This window comes from Psychrobacter sp. P2G3 (genome assembly GCF_001593285.1).
GTDB lineage: Bacteria > Pseudomonadota > Gammaproteobacteria > Pseudomonadales > Moraxellaceae > Psychrobacter.
In genome coordinates this window covers 2,258,871-2,279,076 of record NZ_CP012529.1, presented here as the reverse complement: position 1 = coordinate 2,279,076, position 20,206 = coordinate 2,258,871, and the positions used below count along the sequence as shown (strand labels likewise).

General features: G+C 40.5%; 17 protein-coding genes. 9 read left to right on the top strand and 8 right to left on the bottom strand.

Features of this window, described 5'->3' with window-relative positions; genetic code table 11:
* The first annotated feature begins 245 nt into the window (after positions 1-245).
* Positions 246-1,460, top strand: coding sequence for a tRNA 2-thiocytidine(32) synthetase TtcA (gene ttcA / locus AK823_RS09185; RefSeq protein ID WP_068328436.1), 1,215 nt, complete (start codon positions 246-248; stop codon positions 1,458-1,460).
* A gap of 121 nt (positions 1,461-1,581) precedes the next feature.
* Here the strand turns inward: ttcA and AK823_RS09180 are convergent, their stop codons facing one another.
* The 6 genes from AK823_RS09180 to ccoN form a co-directional block, all read right to left on the bottom strand.
* Positions 1,582-2,169 (bottom strand): FixH family protein, encoded by a 588-nt coding sequence (locus AK823_RS09180; protein WP_068328433.1) that lies wholly within the window; start codon positions 2,167-2,169, stop codon positions 1,582-1,584.
* Positions 2,170-2,336: 167 nt separating this feature from the next.
* The gene (gene ccoG / locus AK823_RS09175; protein WP_068036578.1) at positions 2,337-3,746 is read right to left on the bottom strand and encodes a cytochrome c oxidase accessory protein CcoG; all 1,410 of its coding nucleotides are present in this window, start codon (positions 3,744-3,746) and stop codon (positions 2,337-2,339) included.
* A gap of 450 nt (positions 3,747-4,196) precedes the next feature.
* Positions 4,197-5,345, bottom strand: a complete 1,149-nt coding sequence (gene ccoP / locus AK823_RS09170; protein WP_068328430.1) for a cytochrome-c oxidase, cbb3-type subunit III — start codon at positions 5,343-5,345, stop codon at positions 4,197-4,199.
* The gene (locus tag AK823_RS09165; RefSeq protein ID WP_068036573.1) at positions 5,342-5,524 is read right to left on the bottom strand and encodes a CcoQ/FixQ family Cbb3-type cytochrome c oxidase assembly chaperone; all 183 of its coding nucleotides are present in this window, start codon (positions 5,522-5,524) and stop codon (positions 5,342-5,344) included. The genes ccoP and AK823_RS09165 overlap by 4 nt, the downstream gene beginning before the upstream one ends.
* A complete protein-coding gene (ccoO, locus tag AK823_RS09160; RefSeq protein ID WP_068036572.1) occupies positions 5,524-6,162 on the bottom strand; it encodes a cytochrome-c oxidase, cbb3-type subunit II in 639 nt (212 codons plus the stop codon). The genes AK823_RS09165 and ccoO overlap by 1 nt, the downstream gene beginning before the upstream one ends.
* A gap of 9 nt (positions 6,163-6,171) precedes the next feature.
* A complete protein-coding gene (gene ccoN, locus AK823_RS09155; protein WP_068036571.1) occupies positions 6,172-7,653 on the bottom strand; it encodes a cytochrome-c oxidase, cbb3-type subunit I in 1,482 nt (493 codons plus the stop codon).
* Between the two features lie 1,022 nt (positions 7,654-8,675).
* On the opposite strand from ccoN, the gene AK823_RS09150 reads away from it, so the two are divergent.
* Positions 8,676-9,065: an SCP2 sterol-binding domain-containing protein gene (locus AK823_RS09150; RefSeq protein ID WP_068036570.1), complete on the top strand. Its 390-nt coding sequence runs from the start codon at positions 8,676-8,678 to the stop codon at positions 9,063-9,065.
* Between the two features lie 166 nt (positions 9,066-9,231).
* Here AK823_RS09150 and AK823_RS09145 read toward each other — a convergent pair whose 3' ends face one another.
* The gene (locus AK823_RS09145; protein WP_068039279.1) at positions 9,232-10,197 is read right to left on the bottom strand and encodes a hypothetical protein; all 966 of its coding nucleotides are present in this window, start codon (positions 10,195-10,197) and stop codon (positions 9,232-9,234) included.
* Between the two features lie 510 nt (positions 10,198-10,707).
* On the opposite strand from AK823_RS09145, the gene AK823_RS09140 reads away from it, so the two are divergent.
* The 3 genes from AK823_RS09140 (at position 10,708) to AK823_RS09130 (ending at position 13,150) form a co-directional block, all read left to right on the top strand.
* On the top strand, positions 10,708-11,943 hold the full coding sequence (locus AK823_RS09140) for a lipoprotein-releasing ABC transporter permease subunit (protein WP_068328428.1): 1,236 nt from the start codon (positions 10,708-10,710) through the stop codon (positions 11,941-11,943).
* Between the two features lie 99 nt (positions 11,944-12,042).
* Positions 12,043-12,723, top strand: coding sequence for a lipoprotein-releasing ABC transporter ATP-binding protein LolD (gene lolD / locus AK823_RS09135; RefSeq protein ID WP_068036567.1), 681 nt, complete (start codon positions 12,043-12,045; stop codon positions 12,721-12,723).
* Positions 12,724-12,841: 118 nt separating this feature from the next.
* The gene (locus AK823_RS09130; RefSeq protein WP_068328426.1) at positions 12,842-13,150 is read left to right on the top strand and encodes a hypothetical protein; all 309 of its coding nucleotides are present in this window, start codon (positions 12,842-12,844) and stop codon (positions 13,148-13,150) included.
* A 42-nt stretch (positions 13,151-13,192) separates the two neighbouring features.
* On the opposite strand, the gene AK823_RS09125 is transcribed toward AK823_RS09130, so the two are convergent.
* Positions 13,193-13,768: a DUF2062 domain-containing protein gene (locus AK823_RS09125; RefSeq protein ID WP_228138838.1), complete on the bottom strand. Its 576-nt coding sequence runs from the start codon at positions 13,766-13,768 to the stop codon at positions 13,193-13,195.
* A 335-nt stretch (positions 13,769-14,103) separates the two neighbouring features.
* On the opposite strand from AK823_RS09125, the gene AK823_RS09120 reads away from it, so the two are divergent.
* From AK823_RS09120 to AK823_RS09105, 4 genes are all read left to right on the top strand, one after another.
* A complete protein-coding gene (locus tag AK823_RS09120; RefSeq protein ID WP_068328419.1) occupies positions 14,104-17,079 on the top strand; it encodes a ComEC/Rec2 family competence protein in 2,976 nt (991 codons plus the stop codon).
* Between the two features lie 168 nt (positions 17,080-17,247).
* On the top strand, positions 17,248-18,309 hold the full coding sequence (sppA, locus tag AK823_RS09115) for a signal peptide peptidase SppA (RefSeq protein WP_068328416.1): 1,062 nt from the start codon (positions 17,248-17,250) through the stop codon (positions 18,307-18,309).
* A gap of 135 nt (positions 18,310-18,444) precedes the next feature.
* Positions 18,445-19,332 carry an alpha/beta hydrolase gene (locus AK823_RS09110; protein WP_068328414.1) on the top strand — a complete coding sequence of 296 codons (888 nt, stop codon included), beginning with the start codon at positions 18,445-18,447 and terminating at the stop codon, positions 19,330-19,332.
* Between the two features lie 67 nt (positions 19,333-19,399).
* Positions 19,400-20,191, top strand: coding sequence for a CPBP family intramembrane glutamic endopeptidase (locus tag AK823_RS09105; RefSeq protein ID WP_068328412.1), 792 nt, complete (start codon positions 19,400-19,402; stop codon positions 20,189-20,191).
* The last annotated feature ends 15 nt before the right edge of the window (positions 20,192-20,206 follow it).

Sequence of the window (20,206 nt, the reverse complement as noted above, 5' to 3'; positions counted from 1 at the left end):
TACACAACCATAAAGACGATAAGATGTCAGAACATCGCATAAGATTTTTAAGACTGTATTTGTAGCGTTGGCAAATAGATGTAGCATTTAAACCTTATAATTTAATCTCAGCTTTTCAATCTGTTAGCAATTTTTGTTATAATCGCTCCTGTTTTGGAAGTATCAGTAGTAATACCTATTCATAGTCCGTTTTATTGCAAACTGCTTTCTTATAAAATAATCCTTGTAGAGATATTGAGTAATTTATGACCGCAGCGACCTTGTTTACGCCCAAAAATACGTCTCAGGTTGACAATATGTCTTCTGAAGTTGATTTGGATAGCCACACTTCAGAGACTGATTTCTATAGTATGGAAGATGATGAAGCTGATATGAATGTCGCTATTGAGCTTGCTTCTGGACAGTCAGATGACGAACAAGCATCTACAGAGCATGTATATAAAGAGTCTGCATCGTTTCTCAAATTACAAAAGAAACTGCGTAGACAAGTATCGTGGGCGATTCGCGATTTTAATATGATCGAAGATGGCGACGTGGTAATGGTTTGCGTCTCAGGCGGTAAAGATAGCTATACACTGCTAGATATTTTGCTGTTATTGAAGCGTATTGCACCGATTAGCTTTGATATCGTCGCAGTTAATCTTGATCAAAAGCAGCCTGGTTATCCAGAAGATATCTTGCCCGCTTATTTAAATGAGCAAGGAATTGCACACTATATTTTAGAAAAAGATACTTATAGTATCGTCAAAAGCGTAGTGCCAGAAGGAAAAACCTATTGCTCGGCGTGTTCGCGTCTGCGTCGTGGTTCGTTATACGGTTTTGCCAAACAAATTGGCGCGACCAAAATCGCCCTTGGACATCATCGCGATGATATGTTGGCGACTTTCTTTTTGAATCTATTTCATGGTGGTGCGCTAAAATCGATGCCGCCCAAATTACTCAGCGACGATAAACAAAACATACTTATTCGTCCATTAGCGTATGTTGAAGAAAAAGACATTATCGAATATGCACGCTTAAAGGAATTTCCAATTATTCCCTGTAACTTATGCGGTAGCCAAACCAATCTACAACGCGCAATTATCAATGACATGCTGCGCGAATGGGATGATGCTCATCCGCAGCGTTTGGCTTCTATCTTCAAAGCCATGCAAAATGTTGCGCCTTCACAATTAGCAGATCGTGAGCTATTTGATTTTGAACAGTTAAGTTTAGAGCGCGATGATAACGAACGCTTATTTGAAGGTGATAATATCCAAGCAGGGCAGACTGCTAGTCTCGCTGAGATTGGTCTTCCTATAGCGCCAAAAACTCAGACTTTTAATCCAAAATTCGCTAGTACTCATAATTATAATGATAATCAGCAATCAGTAAGCACTAATAAAACGATAAGCACGGATAAAACGACAGAAAGTAGCAGTACTACACTAAAAATTCCCACAATTAATCCCGTTATTTAGCTGTCTATTTCACTAAGTAAAATTGGTTAGTAGGCGACACAAGCCAAATAACACTCACAAAAAAACCAGCTGATTAATAGCTGGTTTTTTGTATTTTAAAACTAATTTTTCAAGACTCGCTTTAACTTTTAGCAAAGACAGGCAATGGATCAAAGCTAACTTCTGGACGTGGCAACTTTGCGACATCCTGCATACGCCAGTCATCTTTACCATCATTGCTGACTTGTAGATAGTACTTAGCTTTTACTGGGTCGATAACTACTTTGGCACTGTATCTATTGCCATCTTGATGCTGTAACACCACGTCACGATCCTTTTTGACATCTGTTGCATGCGAGATAGATAACTCTAACTTATCAGGATAGGTGAGTGGTTCACCGTTCAGCAACTTGCCTGTTTGCAGACTCTGCTGTGGATAGTCAAGATAAAAAGTAATATCGCCGTCTGATGTAAACTGCATTTTGCCATGCAGGTTTAAGTCGTATGTAAGCTTATCGCGTGACACATCATGATAAAGAGTCTTACCATCCATATACCAGTCATCACGTACTACACTGTCACGAATCTGGTAAGAGTAGTAAACAAACCAAATACAGGCGATAACCACAAAAGCTGGCATACCGATCACAAAGATGACCACCATATAGTTCTTATACCAAGGCTGGCTATCTTGATGCTTAAAGTTTGGCGTAGGAGTTGGTGTAGACATAGAATACCTATTAAATGTATGAACTGATAAACATGACCGTTAAATGAAGTCTGCTTAAGGATAATCCATAAGCACAATCAATATAGCTTGATTAATGCGCTGTTCTATCGGTTAAGTGTCTGATATAACAACACTTAACCATAGATTATACGTTATATTTCAGATGTTTACTGACCTTGCGTAGTAAAAATATTTTGCTTACTTACCTTGTACTGACCATCTTCGCTCACCACATTTAACGTAATAGGCGTTTGACCCGATTCAACGATATCAGGGTCACCATAAATACTGACTGGCATATCAAAGCTCTCGCCAGCTTCTAACGGTACATCGTTAAAACGTAGCTCTAAACTCAGACCATCTTGCGGCGCAAGCGCAATCGTATAAGCATGTGGCTCTTGCGTTTTATTGGTTAGCTTCACAATATAGCTATTTTCAATCATACCTTGAGTAGTCATAGAAGACAGCTGGTTACGGTCACGGCGAATATCAATCTCTAATGGCACGCGATCAGTCAAAGCATAAATAAGACCACCACATAACACAGCCAGTAACGTTAAATAAGCAAATAAACGCGGACGCAAGACACGGCTTGGCTCTTTTTCAGCCAGTTGTCGCTCAGTCGTATATCTGATGAGTCCCCGTGGATAGCCAACTTTGTCCATGACTTCATTACAGGCATCGACACAAGCCGCACATTGAATACAGGCGACTTGTAAGCCATCTCGAATATCAATACCAGTAGGGCATACCTGCACACACATTTGGCATTCGATACAATCGCCTAAATCGTCAGGGTTAGTGCCCTTTTTACGCGCGCCACGAGGCTCACCGCGCTCATAATCGTAAGAAACAATGAGTGTATCCTTATCAAACATGACACTTTGAAAACGACCATAAGGACAAATTTGGACACACATTTGCTCACGCATGTAGCCCGCATTAACATAAGTTGAAAAAGCAAATATAAATACTGAGACCCAAACCCACGTTGACCAATCAGGAAATGGAATAAAACCTATCATCTGCCAACTACTATACAGATAGTCAGTTCCTGCCACATAACTGACAAAAGTGGTGGCGGTTATCATCGAAAACACAAACCAAATAAAATATATCAGAAAACGTTTAAAAGCTTTAGTAGCGCTCATTGGTGACTTATCGAACTTAATACGTTTATTGCGATCGCCAATGACTACTTTTTCGACATATTGATAAAGATGCGTCCAAATCGTTTGTGGGCAAGCGTAGCCACACCATACTCGGCCAGCGTAAACAGTCACCATAAACAAAGTAAAAGCGGCAATTAGGGCAAATGCGGCAATAAAATAAAAATCTTGCGTCAAAAAAGTCATGCCAAAGATATAGTAATGCTGCGATGGTACATCAAACCAAATTGCCTGCCTACCGTTATAACGCAACCAAGGTAGAATCAAAAACAATGCCAAAAATGCATACATGCTAATGACACGGATGTTTTGATAAAAACCTGTGACAAACCGAGGATGGATACGATATTTTGTCGCATCAAGATCTATTTGTTGTACTGGGATTTTATTAGGTTGTTGTGCTGACATAAACTTGCCTCTTTTAAAAAAGAATCAGTCTGCTGGCATGAGTAACATACACCTGTGATAAAAATAAGATGTAAATGCTTACGATGTTATCAATGTCAGTAAGTAACAGGATAGCTTAATAAATATGGATATTAAAATAGGTTTAACCAGCTAAAAAATGAGCGGTTATATACAACTGGTTGGAGTTGGATAAATTTTATCTAAATTAATAATTAATGCCCTATTTACAATCATTACTATTTTAGCATTCCCCTTACTTTAAATGGGGTGATACTCTTAAAAAACAATTATTATTAGCGTAAAAATAATGGGATTTATCATAGTCTGACTATAGGGTCAAGGGCTGTAAATAAACGCTTAACTAAAAAAGGAGGACTGTAATGACAGTCCTCCTTTTTTTAAATAACATCCATCTATTTGCGCCATAATATAACTGTTAACTAAAAAAGCTTAGTTAGTAGAAACTTCTACAGTTTCGGCTGCATTAGGAGCAGTGGCAGTAGCCATAACAGGTAACGCTTTAGGTTGAACTTTTTTATCTGATAGTGAATAAACGTAAGCAGCAAGAAGCATAATACGCTCATTACCAAGCTTAGTTTGCCACTCTGGCATTACACCAGCACGTCCATAACGTAAAGTCTCACGAATGGTTTCACGCTCACCACCATATAACCAAATATTATCAGTCAAGTTAGGTGCGCCAGTAGAAATCATACCTTTAGCATCTGGACCATGACAGAGTACACAGTTAGTAGGCTCATTAAATATCAGTTTACCCTGTGCAACCATTGTCTGATCAAGGTCATAATCTTCTTGATTACCAGATATTGATAAAACATACTCAGAGACAGCACGTATACCGTCTTCACCAAGTTGATCACGCCATGCTGCCATACCACCGACGCGGCCGTTATGAAGCGTAGTCAGGATATTTTCAGGTGCACCACCATATAACCAATCATTATCAGTTAGATTTGGATAACCTGTTGCACCTTTAGCGTTAGAGCCATGACACACTGCACAGTTCTGTAAAAACAGGCGACTACCGACTTTCAGCGCATTTGGGTTCTCAGATAGTTTCTCTACATAAGGTGCAAGTTCTGCAACTTTTTGATCAATCTGAGTTTGCAAATCTGCTGGCGGATTCTCACTACGACGCATGGTCGCTTGCATGTCAGCAAGTGTCGCTAGAGTCGATGTAGCACCGCTGGCATTAGCTTTTGCTAGAATGTTTTTCTCAAAGTTATCTGTAAATACTTTATTGTTACTCTCAAGCTCACTATATAGCTCGTTTTTTGATGTCCAAGGCAGAGTTTCGCCATCGACTTCTACTGTTGCAATACCGTCCCACTTTGATGGGAAAAGAGCTGGGAAAAACACCCAATATGCAACACCCCAAACGATTGAGCCAAAAAATATTACTAACCACCATTTAGGAAGTGGTTTATCGTATTCTTGAATACCGTCGTAAGTGTGACCTGTAGTACCGTCTTCCTCGAGATCTGGTTTATATTTTAATACAAATAATAAAACCCCAAGAATAAAAAGCCAACAACCAATACTTAGTATGGTAATCCAAGAACTCCAAAAAAATGTCATCGTTCATCCTTATTGCGCTGCTCTTCAGACAAAGTCTCTTTGACCTCGTCATCAAGCGCAAGTTGTGCATCTTCTTCGAAGCGTTTTTTGTTTTTTGGCGAATACGCCCACCATGCAACGCCCAAAAAGGCAATAAAGGCAGAGACGGTCGCAATTGTTTGTAATTCACCAATACCCATTAGCGCTGTCCTTCCATAGCGGTACCCAATTGCTGGAGATAGGCAACCAGAGCATCAAGCTCAGTGGCGCCAATAACCGCATCAGGAGCACCTTCAATATCTTCTTCAGTGTAAGGCACGCCAAAACGATCACGGAATAGACGCATCTTAGCTTGAACGTTTTCACCGTTGACTTCGTTAGTTGCCAACCAAGGGAAGCCTGGCATAACAGATTCAGGCACCAGTGAACGTGGAGCGATTAAATGCTGCTTTTGCCAATCTTCAGAGTAGCGTCCACCAACACGTGCTAAGTCAGGACCTGTACGTTTTGATCCCCATAAGAAAGGATGATCCCACGTAGACTCAGCAGCACGTGAATATGGTCCATAACGCTCAACTTCAGCACGCAATGGACGAACCATTTGAGTGTGACATACGTGACAACCTTCACGAATATAAATATCACGGCCTTCAAATTCAAGTGCAGTCCAAGGCTCCATGGCAGGAAGGGGAGTATTCACCCCGCCGTCTTCAGGATTCTTGTTATCATATATCAATGGTACGATTTCAACTAGCGTTGCAAAGCTAATTGCGATAACGATAAAGATGACCAACAAGCCTGTATTTTTTTCAATAATTTCATGCGGTGTACCAGCCATGATAGCTCCTTATACGTTAGCTGTCTTTGAGTCATCGACACTGGGTTGATGATCAGTAGGGTCTGCGATATCTACAGGCTTACCCTCTGGCATTTTGAGCGTTTTATAACAGTTATATGCCATAACAAACATACCCGATACATATAAGAACCCACCAAAAGCACGGCCAATATACGGATAATGCGAGAACTCAACGGTATCAACAAAGCTATATACTAAAGTACCATCTGGGTTCGTAGCAAGCCACATCATGCCTTGGCCAATACCTGAAATCCACATTGATACGATATAAAATATGGTACCAGCAGTTGCTAGCCAGAAATGCGTAGTAATTAAGCTGATAGAGTACATTTTTGGCTTGTTATAAATACGTGGTAACAATACATATAATGAACCAATCGTAATCATACCTACCCAACCAAGCGCACCTGAGTGTACGTGACCTATCGTCCAGTCAGTGTTATGCGATAACGCGTTGACCGTCTTGATCGACATCATTGGACCTTCGAAAGTTGACATCGCATAGAACGACAATGCCACAATCATAAAGCGAATGATTGGATCGGTACGCAGTTTATCCCAGCTACCTGATAGCGTTAATACACCGTTAATCATACCACCCCAAGATGGAGCGAATAGGATGATTGAGAATACCATTGCAAGTGACTGCGTCCAATCTGGAAGCGCTGAATAATGCAAATGGTGACCACCAGCCCACATGTAAGACGCAATTAGCGCCCAAAAGTGAACGATAGACAACCGATAAGAATAAATAGGACGGCCAATCTGTACTGGAACGAAGTAATACATCATCCCAAGGAAAGCTGCGGTTAAGTAGAAACCTACCGCATTATGTCCATACCACCACTGTACCATGGCGTCAGTTGCACCGCCGAATAGTGAGTAAGATTTAAACGCACTAACAGGAATAGCCATACTATTTACGATATGAAGTAAGGCAATCGTAATAATAAAAGCAGCAAAGAACCAGTTAGCCACATAAATGTGTGAGGTTTTACGTTTGATCAGTGTACCGAAGAAAACAATGGCATAAGATATCCAGACCAAAGCAATCAAGATATCGATAGGCCACTCAAGTTCAGCATATTCTTTGGTAGAGGTTAAACCTAGAGGTAGAGTAATGACGGCTGATACGATAACCGCTTGCCAACCCCAAAAAGTAAACCAAGCTAGATAAGGCGCAAATAACCTTGTTTTACAAGTCCGCTGGACAATATAGTAGGACGTTGCGAACAGGGCACAACCACCGAACGCAAAAATGACCGCATTAGTATGTAGCGGTCTTAGACGACTAAAGGTCAGCCATGGAATGTCAAAGTTAAGTGCTGGCCATGCCAACTGTGAAGCAATGAACACACCAAGACTCATGCCGACGATGCCCCATGCTACGGCCATGATCGTAAAAAATCTTATGATAGTGATTTCATATTCACGGTCAACTGGGGCGACTGCTGTGTTTTGTAAACTCATTGGATGATTCCTTTACAGCCCGAATTATCAACAGAATTAACTAACTCTCCACGATACCTATGCTATAAAAATATAACGATCGTGGCACATGCTGTTGTCTGACTCACTTATCACCGTAAGGGTTTATTAACTACCACGTGAAATTTCTCGCAGGGGATTGACTAATAATGACGATAAATGAGCACTAAGAAGCGCTATTATCACTATTCGGCGAGATTGAGGCGATTAATACATCGTTAAGGTTAATAAGGAAACAAGCCGTACTTGAGCATCAAACATCTATTATATAGAGTGTGAATCATAGACGTATGCTAGCGGCAGCTGACAAAAAACATGTTTACGTAATGTTTAGTTAAAACTCCCGACTCTGTTTAAGGTATTGTAACGCAATCTTAATAAAATATCATCAGAACTATGCGCCAAAATACAAACTCTTTGGTAAACAATTTGGCTGACAACCTTCACTAATATTCTAGCAAAATGACTGTAAACCTCTATGTTCGTGGTAAAAATAAATAAGATTTTGATATAACGTTAATGAATAGTCATCCTATTGTCATTATCCTCCCATAGAGCTAAGTATCACTAAACGGCTTTATCAACATTGTCAGCTTATGTGTCACTAACCATATGATTTAACTTATGATACTCCTATAGAGTGGATATGTTAAGACAAAAATAATTGAAGGTTATCAGTATTTTTCATTAAGTTAACCCAATTTGATTGTCACATTGACAATCTTCGTAGGCTATCTATTTATCTATAACTATCGGCGCTCATCATAACAAAAACCCTGTATATATCAATACAAAATGTAAGGGTTTGCCTCATTAGCTCAATATAAGCTCATATTTAGCGAGAGATATCAATATATTGATTTATGACTATGTCAGGTAGATATAAAAATATGATAATTTGTTACAATTTGACAAATAGTGGCATCTTTGGGTTTTACTTATCCTAAAACCGCGCCATAATGAGACGCAGTAACATCAACCGTAAGTTTATAAAGGATAATAATATGGCAGTTTTTTTGACGGATGCATGGTTTGAGCAAGTATCACAATTAGGCAACGAAGCTGGTGAGCTAAACTTACCGCCAGCATTGGCAAACATGATTATTAATCTAAAAGTTTCTGATGCTGAGCAAGATATCGAAGCCAGTTTTTCAGATGGTCTGCTTCATAAAGGTTTAAACGATAGTGCTACTACTACGCTGTTGCTCGATCGTGATACTCTGCAGTCTATTATCACAGATTTTGATATGAATGAGATTATGGGTGCTTTTATGGGCGGTAAGATCCGTGTTGAAGGTGATATGTCACAGTTGATGGCCTTACAAACTGCACGTGTGAGTACGGAACAAAAAGAGCTATTTAAACGTATTAAATCAATGACTACGATGGCTTAGAGTTGTTTAGCCATGCACAAAAAAGCCCCTAATTAATTATTAGGGGCTTTTTATTGGAACCACAGATTGTTAAAAATTCATATTTATACTTAGTAGATAATAATATTATGCCCTAGCTAAATTAATTTTTTTAAAATGTTTAACTGGCTTGTATCTGATTCTGTATCTATACTTTTGAATTTTCAGATGTCTGATTTTCTTTATAAATTGCTGCTTGTAGCCAGATATTTGCTTGTATGTAATCGTTTACTTGGATAGCTTTGGTAGTCACCGTGCTCAGCGCACCGACACGTACGACAAACGGGTCTGCATCTTGCTCACGTAGTATAACCACATCAAACAAAATGATAGACTTATCATTGAATGTAGTGTCTTGTTTGCCAATTACCTGTCCTTGACACCATGCTTCGTCTTCTTGTCCTAGCGTGTCACCAAATAAATACGCACACATATGACCCAAGTTGATTTCTACAGGTGCCATTTGTTCTTTGGTTTCTGGTTGCCAGTCTTTAATTTGTTCTTGAATATCATCTGGTACTTGTCCATCATTAGCAGCCACTATGTCATTAAAGGCACGATGATAGCGAATGGCTTCTTGATCCTCGACCATAATAACTTCATTCTGCTCGCTGATCGTAATTTCATGTGCCCATGCACTAAAATTCACAAAATAGGGTGTGTTTTGTTGGTACAAATTACGATTGGCAGTATAGAGTTGATCGAAAGCATAAATGATACTGCCATCAACACTACGTAAACGTAGAACCGCATCGTGTGTACTCTCATTGACGATCGTACGTTCAATCGTACAAGTCAGACCGTAAGGACCGTTGACGCAAGGATAGGCGTTGATAAAGCACTCAGGCTTGCCGTCTTTCATCGCTAGTACTTGATTGATATGACAAGGTTGATCTTCTGAGAGTAGCAAGCAAGTATCTTGAGCACTAACGTTATTATTTAGTCCCTTTGGCATAGCCGCTTGCTCGATCATCTGCTGTAGCCATTCCGGCACATCACGACTCATATCATCAGTTAAAATACGCCAATGATCAGCATGACCAGCAGTTTGCTCGTCTGTTAAGGTAATTTTGGTAGGAGATTGTACGTTTTTATATTGATAATTAATGGTCATGAAAATACTCAAACTTAAGTCAGGCATGAAGTTTGGACACCAAATATCGCTAGTTAGTCTTTATTTGTTACTGACGCAGTAAGCCAATACCTAAGCAATATATTATATACATGCTTATTATTGTGCTATGTTTGCGCAGCAACATTAGCGATGGGTCAACAAACAACAATGAGGGGTTAATGACAATTGTCCTTAGCATACAATATATAGGTATAGACGCAACTAATAGCAAGCCCCCCATAAAAAAATAATAACAAAGCACTATGTTTTGTTAAAAAAGACCCGCAGTTTTTGCTAATGATTGGCACATATTGGAAAAATTGTGTCAAACTATCCACTTTTTTGACACCCATAGTTGGCGTGTCTGAAACTACGTTATGTGTTTACTTAATATTAATACAACCATCGCCCTTGTTGGCTCAGTTGTTTGCCAAGCACATCAGGTTTGCTAGTTTGCATTGATGTGCTTATATGAAAGTTGCTCACCCAGATAAGATAAAGAGTTTTAATATGTTTCGTCCTTTAGCGTTATTTATCGGTTTACGGTACACCCGAGCAGAGCGCAGTAATCGCTTTATCTCTTTTATATCGCTCATCTCAATGATTGGTCTAACCCTTGGGGTGGCGGTATTGATTACCGTACTATCAGTTATGAATGGCTTTGATCGCGAGTTGAAAACTCGTATCTTGGGAATGGTTCCGCAAGCGACTGTGACTTCGCCCGAAGTTATCAGTGACTGGAAGCAGCTTGCTGATCGCATCAAAGAAGATCCAGAGGTTGCAGCAGTAGCACCATTCATTCAACTGCAAGGTATGCTGACGTCAAACGGTCAGGTTGCAGGGATTATGGTCACAGGTGTCGATCCTGAGTACGAAAAAAATGTTTCGATTATTAATGAGCATATGACGGAAGGCAGTATTGATACTCTAAAAGGTGGCGACTTTAGTATTGTACTGGGCGAAGAGATGGTGCAGTCTTTAGGTTTGAGTATCGGTGATAAAGTCACTTTAGTGCTACCAGAGGCATCGCCATCTCCAGCTGGCGTGATACCACGCTTTAAGCGTTTTACTTTAACCGGTATTTTTAGTATCAGTCCAGAAGTGGACAGCTTGATGGCGTTCATTCCAATGAACGATGCGGCGAAACTGCTGCGCCTACCAGAAGGTGCACAAGGTATTCGCATGAAGCTTGATGATTTGTTCAATGCACCGCTGGCAGCGCAGAAAGCGGCTGCCATCGCGCCAGAACAACTGTACCCCAACGATTGGACCCAAACCCATGGCAATCTATTTGGTGCTATTCAAATGGAAAAAGCGATGGTAGGCTTGCTACTATTCTTAATTATTCTTGTTGCAGCGTTCAATATTGTCTCAAGTTTAGTCATGCTAGTGACTGATAAAAAAGCAGATATAGCGATTTTGAAAACCTTTGGTGCGTCCCCACGTTTGATTACGCAAGTATTTATGGTACAGGGTGTTGTGATTGGTGTTATTGGTACGGTAGCTGGTACTGTGCTCGGAGTTATATTTGCATTAAGTATTAGTGATATTTTAGGTTGGATTAACCAAAGTTTCGGTCTAAATCTTTTTGACGCATATTTTATCAATTACTTACCGTCGCAGCTACGTTTGGTTGATGTGGTACTGATTACAGGCGCCTCATTTGTCCTAAGCTTTTTGGCAACCATATACCCTGCACGTCGAGCTGCTAAAATTCAGCCTGCACAAACATTGCGTTATGAATAGAGTGTTTTAATACTTTACGATAACAGCGTGGAAAAATACAATTATAAATTTCATGTGTCAGTTTTTAAATTGACAATAAATATGAATAAAGGAAGTAGTATGGCGGCCATTTTAGAGGCAAGCAACATCAATAAGATATATGACGAAGGTGCCGTGCGCACGCAAGTACTGACGGGCTTGGATTTGTCCGTTAATGCTGGCGAACGTATCGCTATCGTTGGTACCAGTGGTTCAGGTAAGAGTACTTTGTTGCATTTGTTGGGTGGTCTAGACACACCAACTGAGGGTGAAGTATGGCTGCATGGTAAGTGCTTAAATCATATGAATGAAACTGAGCGCGGTGCGATGCGTAATAAGCATTTGGGTTTTATCTATCAGTTCCATCATTTATTGGCGGAATTCACTGCAGTAGAAAACGTCGCAATGCCGCTATTGATGCGCCCAAAAGTATCAACGACAGAAGCGCGTAAGCAGGCGGTTGAGCTGTTAGAGAATGTAGGTTTAGGACATCGATTAGACCATAGACCAGGTGAGCTATCAGGTGGCGAGCGTCAGCGAGTGGCAATTGCTCGCGCATTGGTTACTAAGCCCTCACTAATATTGGCGGATGAGCCGACCGGTAACTTGGATTACGATAATGCCCAAAGCGTATTTGGCTTATTGTCAGAGTTGCAGAGTACGATGCAAACGGCATTGCTTATGGTGACTCATGACCGTAATCTAGCAGCACTTGCCGATCGCCAATTATTACTACGCAATGGCCACTGGGCTGAGTATTAAGCTACTAAACGGATAACAGATAACAGATAACAGATAACAGATAAGTACGATAGCAATTTGATAACGACAACTGCTCATATAATTGACAGTCTGAGCAAAATTCATGAGGACGAATATTATGAATGAAAATGATGACCCAGTGGCCGCTTTTGGTAGTGCTGAAGAAGGCAACGACCCATTAAAGACATATATTGATCCAACGTTATTTGATACGCTTGATAGGCAGGCACAAATAGAGTTACTAACACCAGCTTTTGATGCCATAACGCTGGCTGGTGCTGATTACGACATAAAAGCTCAAGATAGCGCTACCGGCAAGCGTTATACTTTACTTAAAGATAAGGAAGTGATCGATATTCTAGTCATGGATAGTAGTTTTACGGATCAAGTTATTGAATCGATAAACAAAAATCAAGAAGATGACTAAGGTTTTCGAATAATAAAAACGCTTAGGAATGACTAAGTTTTATTAGGATTTTGGTGGTTTATCCAAAGATTTTTTTTGACGCTTTTGCCAGCTAGTAACGGTTTTATAGCGCCAAATTGCTTTGAAGGTTAAACCACAAACAATACTAGTAACCACTGCTAGCAACGTTAATCCCAAACAGAATGCGGTCAATGATACGGTACCGCGATAAGTAACGAACGGATTAGCACCACTTGACAATACCCACAAGCTAAAGTCAGTAATCATCCTCCCAATTACCCTTAAACTAATCATTGGCTCGCCCATAATCTTAGCACCAACATAATAACCAGCGTAGAAAACTGGAAGGGTGGTAAGGGGGTTTGTGATCCATGTTAAGCCAAGCGCCATAGGTACGTTAGCGCGAAAAATAAGCGCGCCGATTAAAGCCAACAGCATCTGTCCTGGCAACGGAAAAAATGCGCTGAGCACGCCAATATAAACTGCCTTATTCAAACTATGGCGGTTGAATTGCCATAAACGCGGATCAGCCAGATGCGGCGCAAATAGCTTTAAGGTGCGACTTTCTAAGATTTTTTCGGGCGTGGGTAGTAGGCTTTTGAGACGTTTTTGGGGCACAGGTTTGCCTTTGATCATTATCTACAGTCCACTCAGCAGAGTGTAAGAGGCTGGTATGTAGCAATATTAATAAAATATCGTCAGTAAAATAATAGGAAGGGTAGCTATAAGTAATGGCAACCGCGACATGTTTAATTAGTATAGGGTAATATAGTTAATAATGCTATCATCGGTATTTAGTCGTCTTATGTCAGATAATAGACAATTCAATAAATAATAAGCCATTCAGAACAGTTCATCACTATCTTTTTAAAGTTACTTGCCATCTTATACAGAAGGTTGCAAGTTGCATCAAGCTAAAATATATTTAATAAACTATCAAGCAAGGAGTGCTGGTGTATTGGTTGGTTGGCATTTCAATAATCGTAGTTATGATAGGGACGTTGACGATAGCAACATTGAACCTTGTTGAAGATATGGCTCTACCGTTAAATTCGCTCGTAGTGAGCTCTACAATTTGGCTCTTGTTAATCTTAACGATGGTTATCTTACTTCTCGTTATTCAGCGTAATGCATTGTTACCGCTATCAACTAAATCAACTAATAGCTCTCTTCTCAAATATAAAGCACAGAAGATAACCTTGCCTTTTAAATTCATCCGTTATCTGCTGGTGATTGTATTGGTAGGCCTACTCATTATCGGCAGTGCACTGGAAGCTTTGTCTGGCTATCAACAAGCAGAGAGTACGAAAATTGATGAACCTATGCGAGTCCAAGCGTTGGTTACTATCGAGGGTATCAGCGATAGCGTCTATAATCCTGAAATAAACAGTGGCTATCGGCAAGTGGTAACCTTACAAGCCGTGTCGCCATTAGTCTCCGAATTAACCTCTCAAGATTTACATGCACAAACACGCGATTATATTAATAATAGCCTAAGCAATAGTAATTTACATGATAAGAATTTATATGATGACACTGGTATAGGTTTAGAATATCGCGTATTACTCAATGCCTATTCTAATAAATCATCTAATAATAAGCAGACATCAGATCTCAATAATTTACAGCCTGGCGATCAGCTGCTAATGACCTTGAATCTTATGCCTTTAGCTACCTCCGAGCAATCAATCAATAATCCAACGGGTTTTGATAGCTATCGTTGGCTACGTAGTCGTCATATTGATGGTATGGCGACTATCATTGCGATTGGAACATCCGTTAATTCATTAGACAGTGCGTCAGCTTCGAATTCTGCATCTGAATCATTCTTGAAACGTTTGCGTACTCACATTGACCAATGGCGTTGGCAACTGCGACAACACTTTTATCAAAACTGGGCGGCGCAAACCATAGCTGAGCAGCAAGCAAAAGCAGTAACATTGAGTTTGCTCACCGGTGATCGCAGTTTAATTAACCGTGACACTAAAGATTTATACCAACTGGCTGGTATCTCCCATCTTTTGGCTATTTCCGGCACCCATGTTTTGTTTTTAGCAATTATGCTCGCAGGTGCAGCCGTATTGTTAGTCGATCGCATAGGGTCTGCGCTATATCGTGTTATACCGCGTTGGCAAGTGCGCTGGTGGGTCATGATTAGTGCCGCCTTTATCTATGCTTTGTTTACAGGTTTTGATGTACCAGCTGCACGTACTGCTTGGATGTTGCTGATAGTAGGATTGGTACGATTAACGCTACTACCGATTAGTACTATGCGTGTATTGCTAGCACTGGCAGTGCTGATGGCATGGCATGATCCTTATGTGTTATGGCAGGCAGGTTATTGGCTATCTTTTATCGCAGTAGCATTATTGCTTAAATATGATGATATGTCGCACCAGCAAGACAAATCAGTTTTGCCACAGCAGTATCGACCTAGTATTAGTCATGATAATCGTACAAGCAATATTTTTCTCACGCAATTATGGATAACGGGCAAACGCATATTCAAACTGCAGTTTTGGTTATTTATCGCGCTGCTACCGATAACGTTGCTATTATTTGGTAAGGCATCGTTGTGGGGGCTAGTCATTAACCTATTTGCTATTGGTTTGTTCGGCTGGATAATCGTCCCATTGAATCTGTTAGCAGGACTTTGTTATCTCGTACTGCCTGCGGTAGCTGATAGTATTTGGTCATTGGTAAGTATGATAGTCGCAGGCTTACATGAACTAATAATGTGGTTAACCTCGTTACCATCACTATCAGATGCATGGTTATATACACCAGTGAACATGGCTATATTATTAATGGCCTTATTGGCTATGTTGCCATGGTTGCTACCGCGCGGGCTTATCAGTCGCTGGCTAGCACTACCGCCACTGAGCTTATTAGTGATGACGGTGTATGCCAATCAGCAGTCATTAGCGATAACGCCAACCCTATATGTGCTACCAACTGGCGATCAATATTTGAGCGCTACGGTGCTGCAATATCCAGTAGTAAATGATAAGACTGATAAAAAAAATAGCAATAGCAATAACAGTACATTGATTTCAGCTAACGTTAGCTGGCTATTTTTAGCAGATCATAGACCATTTGATAAAAGGACGATGTCAAGCGCACTGACTGCAGATAAGTTGACCGCAAGTTTAGAGCAACAGCTACGGACTTTATCGATTAAGCATTTAGAAGGTATCGTCGTACAAACCAATGCAACAGCACTAATGAGAACATTCCCTAGCAAGAATGGAAATAGTAGTAATGCTAAGACTAATACCCAGCTGCTACCAATGACTGTATTGCAGCTACGTCAAAGTATACCTACCAATCAATATTGGCAAGCAGGACGTCATGAACGCTGGACGGCCTACCAACAGTCATATCTAGACAGTAATCAATCTACGAAAAAAACAACGATCAGTGCTCAAAATTGCGAGCAAGGTAAGAATTGGCAGCTGGCTAATGGTGCTTTAACACTGCATGCTATGACAGGCTGGAGTGAAATAGAGGATAATAGCGTTTGGGATTGCACCATAGCAATTGACAGTCAGCAACCAATACGTGTGGTTCGGTATAACGCTAACGACCCACAACAATCCCTGCTTGCAACTACTCAGATACTTAATCCAATGACATTACAAGCTACTCAACAAAGTCCTTATCAAAATAAACAAAACGAACAAGACAAGTCTTATAAAGCGCGTATTATCTTGGATGCTGATACTCACCAGCGCATTTGGCACATGTGGTCATTGCTGTGTTCAGCTGAGTCATTTACTAATGACAAGACTTCAAGTTATCCTATACAGTGGCTTGGTCACAGCGCATCGCAGATATCTGCTGACGTACTAAAGCGCCAACAGGTTGATGAAATAATTACTCACGATCATAATCCCTTAGAAGTAGCATTGAGTTTCAACACGCCCTAACATCATAATATGATGATAATTCACGGTTTCACTATTGAACCATGACTAAAATACCACCATACTTAGTGGCCTATTAAGACAGAATATTCATATATTTCAATTTTTACTATATTTATGTTCTAGACCATTTTTTTATTGTTTTAGATTGTTTCTTACCTAGGAAGTTATATGCCCAACTGGCCACCAGACCCTAATAAACGTCCTGATAATTCAGAAAATCAGCCGGTAACATCGCAGCAAATCTCGCCTAATCAGCCAAGTGGACAAGAATGGCGTCTCATTGAAAAAACTTTATTAGCCAGTGTAGAAGAGCAGCGCCGCTCAAGGCGTTGGAGTATCTTTTTCAAATTGCTCACTTTCGGTTATATCCTATTGTTATTTTTAACGGTAGGTCGTAGTTGCACTAGTGAAGCGCCCTCTGGTCTGGACGGAATTGATACCAGTAAGCCACATTTAGCCGTAGTTGAACTACAAGGGACGATAAGTAACGCTGACGCTGCCAATGCCTATGACATTAGCAAAGCATTGACGCGTGCCTTTGAAAATAACAACTCAAAAGCGGTAGCGCTAGAGATTAACTCACCTGGTGGGTCTCCGGTACAATCAGATGAAATCTGGCAAACCATGATGGACTTGCGTCAAGAGTATCCAGATAAGAAGCTCTATGCTGTTATTGGTGATATTGGTGCATCTGGTGCTTATTATATTGCATCAGCTGCAGATGAGATTTATGTTAATCCATCAAGTTTAGTGGGCTCTATTGGTGTCATTATGCCAAGCTATAATATCGAAAGCCTGATGGACAAAGTAGGTGTTGAAGATCGTACTATAACGGCTGGCGAGTATAAAGATATCTTGAGCCTGTCACGTCCGTTAAGTAACTACGAAGAGCAACATGTCGAAAAAGTCCTCGCTAATACGCATAAGCACTTTATCAATGCCGTAAAAGAAGGTCGTGGCGACCGTTTGAAAAATCCAGAAGACAACAAACTATTCTCAGGATTATTTTGGACTGGTGAGCAATCGATAGCTTTAGGATTAGCCGATAAGACTGGCAGTATCGCTAGCTTAGAGAGAGAGCTAAAGTTAGATAATGTAGTGAACTATACGCCGATGGATCCGTTCCAAATGTTTATGGATCGCTTCGCAGTCAAACTAGGCGCAGGCGTTGGTTCAAGTATCAATCTTGATGTATTACCGCAAGAAGATGGTAACGTGCAAATGCGTTAAGCATTTTATGTTTTATATTTAATGTGTATGATTGTTGAGGCTGAGCATATAGTTATGCTCAGCCTTAGTGATATATGATGTTTCATAATTCTAAATAACGTACCAAATAATAATATGAACCAATGAGAGCCTGTCATGAGTGAAATCAATTTGCAGACCTTTGCATCGTTGCCTGTATCCAAAATAACCCAGAAGCCGGTCATCCATTTCGCCCATGCCAATGGGATGCCAAGTGCGGTCTATCAACCATTCTTTGAGAAGTTGGCTGAGTTTTTTACGATTGAATATATACCGATGCTAGGTGGCGATCCAAATTATCCTGTTGATAATCATTGGCGCAGTCTAACCCAGCAGATTATCGATAGTGCACAGACTGCCTGCGAAAAACATGGTGTTACGCAAGTGATAGGAGTTGGGCATTCACTTGGTGCCATGTGTACCTTGCAGGCGTTATACCGTGCACCCGAAATCTTTAGTCAAGCGGTACTCATGGACCCGCCTTGGATTTATGGCAAGTCCAGTTTGATTTGGCATGTGGCAAAGGCGGCTGACAAGCTACCCCTGATGGATAATCGCATGATGGATAAGTTGTCACCATCCGGAATATCTAAGAATCGTCGTGACGTTTGGGACAGTCGTGCAGATGCTTACGAGAAGATGCGTCATAAAGGTTTTTTTAAGCATTTTGATGAACGTAGTTTTGAGGGCTATATTCAGCATGGCTTATGTGAGCGCGCAGATGGCAAAGTAACGTTGGCAATCCCTAGAGACAGTGAGGTTGCTGTGTTTCGTACCAATCCATCTTGGTACTGGTTATCGCCTAATCGCAGGCCTAAACCGCCAGTTACGCTGATTATTGGAGAAGATAGTATATTTTTAAAGCGTCGTTTCCCGCAGCAAATACAAACACGGCTGGGTATTCCTTACGAAACGCATGCAGGTGGTCATATGTTTCCACTCGAGCATCCAGAATCTGTAGCATTACAGGTATTAACATTAATTAAGCAGCAACTGCCAACGTAAAGGCTAGATATTATTAATATTAATTTTCTATTAGAATTGACAGTTTACCGTTTTGAGTCATAACGTTATGCCAAACCATGCCACCGCTTCGAACGATGTATTGACACTGCAGTCTAAGCGTTTACCATTATTTTCACGCTTAGGTGCATTCCTACTTGTTATAGGGATGGTCATCGCTTTTTTTGGCAGTCAATTGATTGGGATATATATCGCTGGCAAGCTATGGTTGCCAGCCGTCAAAAACTCAACAGTGGGTGATATATTCTTTTTTGGTAGTAATGATGGAACAGTAGTAAGCGCATCGATTATTATTAGCTGCGTGTTACTAATGGCACTCAGCTATTTGATTGTGCGCTTAAAATCTGGTGACATGCGTCAGTATTTAGCACTCAAACCGTTCTCAATAGCAGTCGGCATGGGTGTGCTTGGATTGCTATTAATATTTATGATTGGCAGTCAGGCATTGACTTACTTGTTGGATAAATCACCCCTGGTCTTCGTAGATCCTTTATATCAATCTGTCAGTTCTGTGTGGTTGTTAATCTTTGCAATGGTGATTGTCGCACCGATATATGAAGAGTTGGTTTTTCGCGGTATATTATGGTCAGCCATTGCTGAGCAGTTTGCTGCAACGTCATATTCGAAGCAGCGCGGTACACTGGTAGCGAGTATCGTGACTAGCCTTATATTTGCCATTATTCATCTGCAATATGGTATTTATGAAATCACTACTATCGTAGTACTAGCATTTATATTTTGCTACGCGCGGATCAAGTCAGGCTCGCTAATACTGCCAATGCTATTACACATTATTAATAATGGTGTTGCTATGTGGCAGTATTTAGCACAAGTGGCTTAGTCAAAAATCTGTTTA

Bases quoted from the DNA above. Each gene is read 5' to 3' on its own strand.
- ttcA (WP_068328436.1), top strand. From the start codon at position 246: ATGACCGCAGCGACCTTGTTTACGCCCAAAAATACGTCTCAGGTTGAC.
- AK823_RS09180 (WP_068328433.1), bottom strand. From the start codon at position 2,169: ATGTCTACACCAACTCCTACGCCAAACTTTAAGCATCAAGATAGCCAG.
- AK823_RS09145 (WP_068039279.1), bottom strand. From the start codon at position 10,197: ATGACCATTAATTATCAATATAAAAACGTACAATCTCCTACCAAAATT.
- AK823_RS09130 (WP_068328426.1), top strand. From the start codon at position 12,842: ATGAATGAAAATGATGACCCAGTGGCCGCTTTTGGTAGTGCTGAAGAA.
- AK823_RS09140 (WP_068328428.1), top strand. From the start codon at position 10,708: ATGTTTCGTCCTTTAGCGTTATTTATCGGTTTACGGTACACCCGAGCA.
- lolD (WP_068036567.1), top strand. From the start codon at position 12,043: ATGGCGGCCATTTTAGAGGCAAGCAACATCAATAAGATATATGACGAA.
- AK823_RS09110 (WP_068328414.1), top strand. From the start codon at position 18,445: ATGAGTGAAATCAATTTGCAGACCTTTGCATCGTTGCCTGTATCCAAA.
- ccoG (WP_068036578.1), bottom strand. From the start codon at position 3,746: ATGTCAGCACAACAACCTAATAAAATCCCAGTACAACAAATAGATCTT.
- ccoP (WP_068328430.1), bottom strand. From the start codon at position 5,345: ATGACATTTTTTTGGAGTTCTTGGATTACCATACTAAGTATTGGTTGT.
- AK823_RS09150 (WP_068036570.1), top strand. From the start codon at position 8,676: ATGGCAGTTTTTTTGACGGATGCATGGTTTGAGCAAGTATCACAATTA.
- AK823_RS09105 (WP_068328412.1), top strand. From the start codon at position 19,400: ATGCCAAACCATGCCACCGCTTCGAACGATGTATTGACACTGCAGTCT.
- ccoN (WP_068036571.1), bottom strand. From the start codon at position 7,653: ATGAGTTTACAAAACACAGCAGTCGCCCCAGTTGACCGTGAATATGAA.
- sppA (WP_068328416.1), top strand. From the start codon at position 17,248: ATGCCCAACTGGCCACCAGACCCTAATAAACGTCCTGATAATTCAGAA.
- ccoO (WP_068036572.1), bottom strand. From the start codon at position 6,162: ATGGCTGGTACACCGCATGAAATTATTGAAAAAAATACAGGCTTGTTG.
- AK823_RS09165 (WP_068036573.1), bottom strand. From the start codon at position 5,524: ATGGGTATTGGTGAATTACAAACAATTGCGACCGTCTCTGCCTTTATT.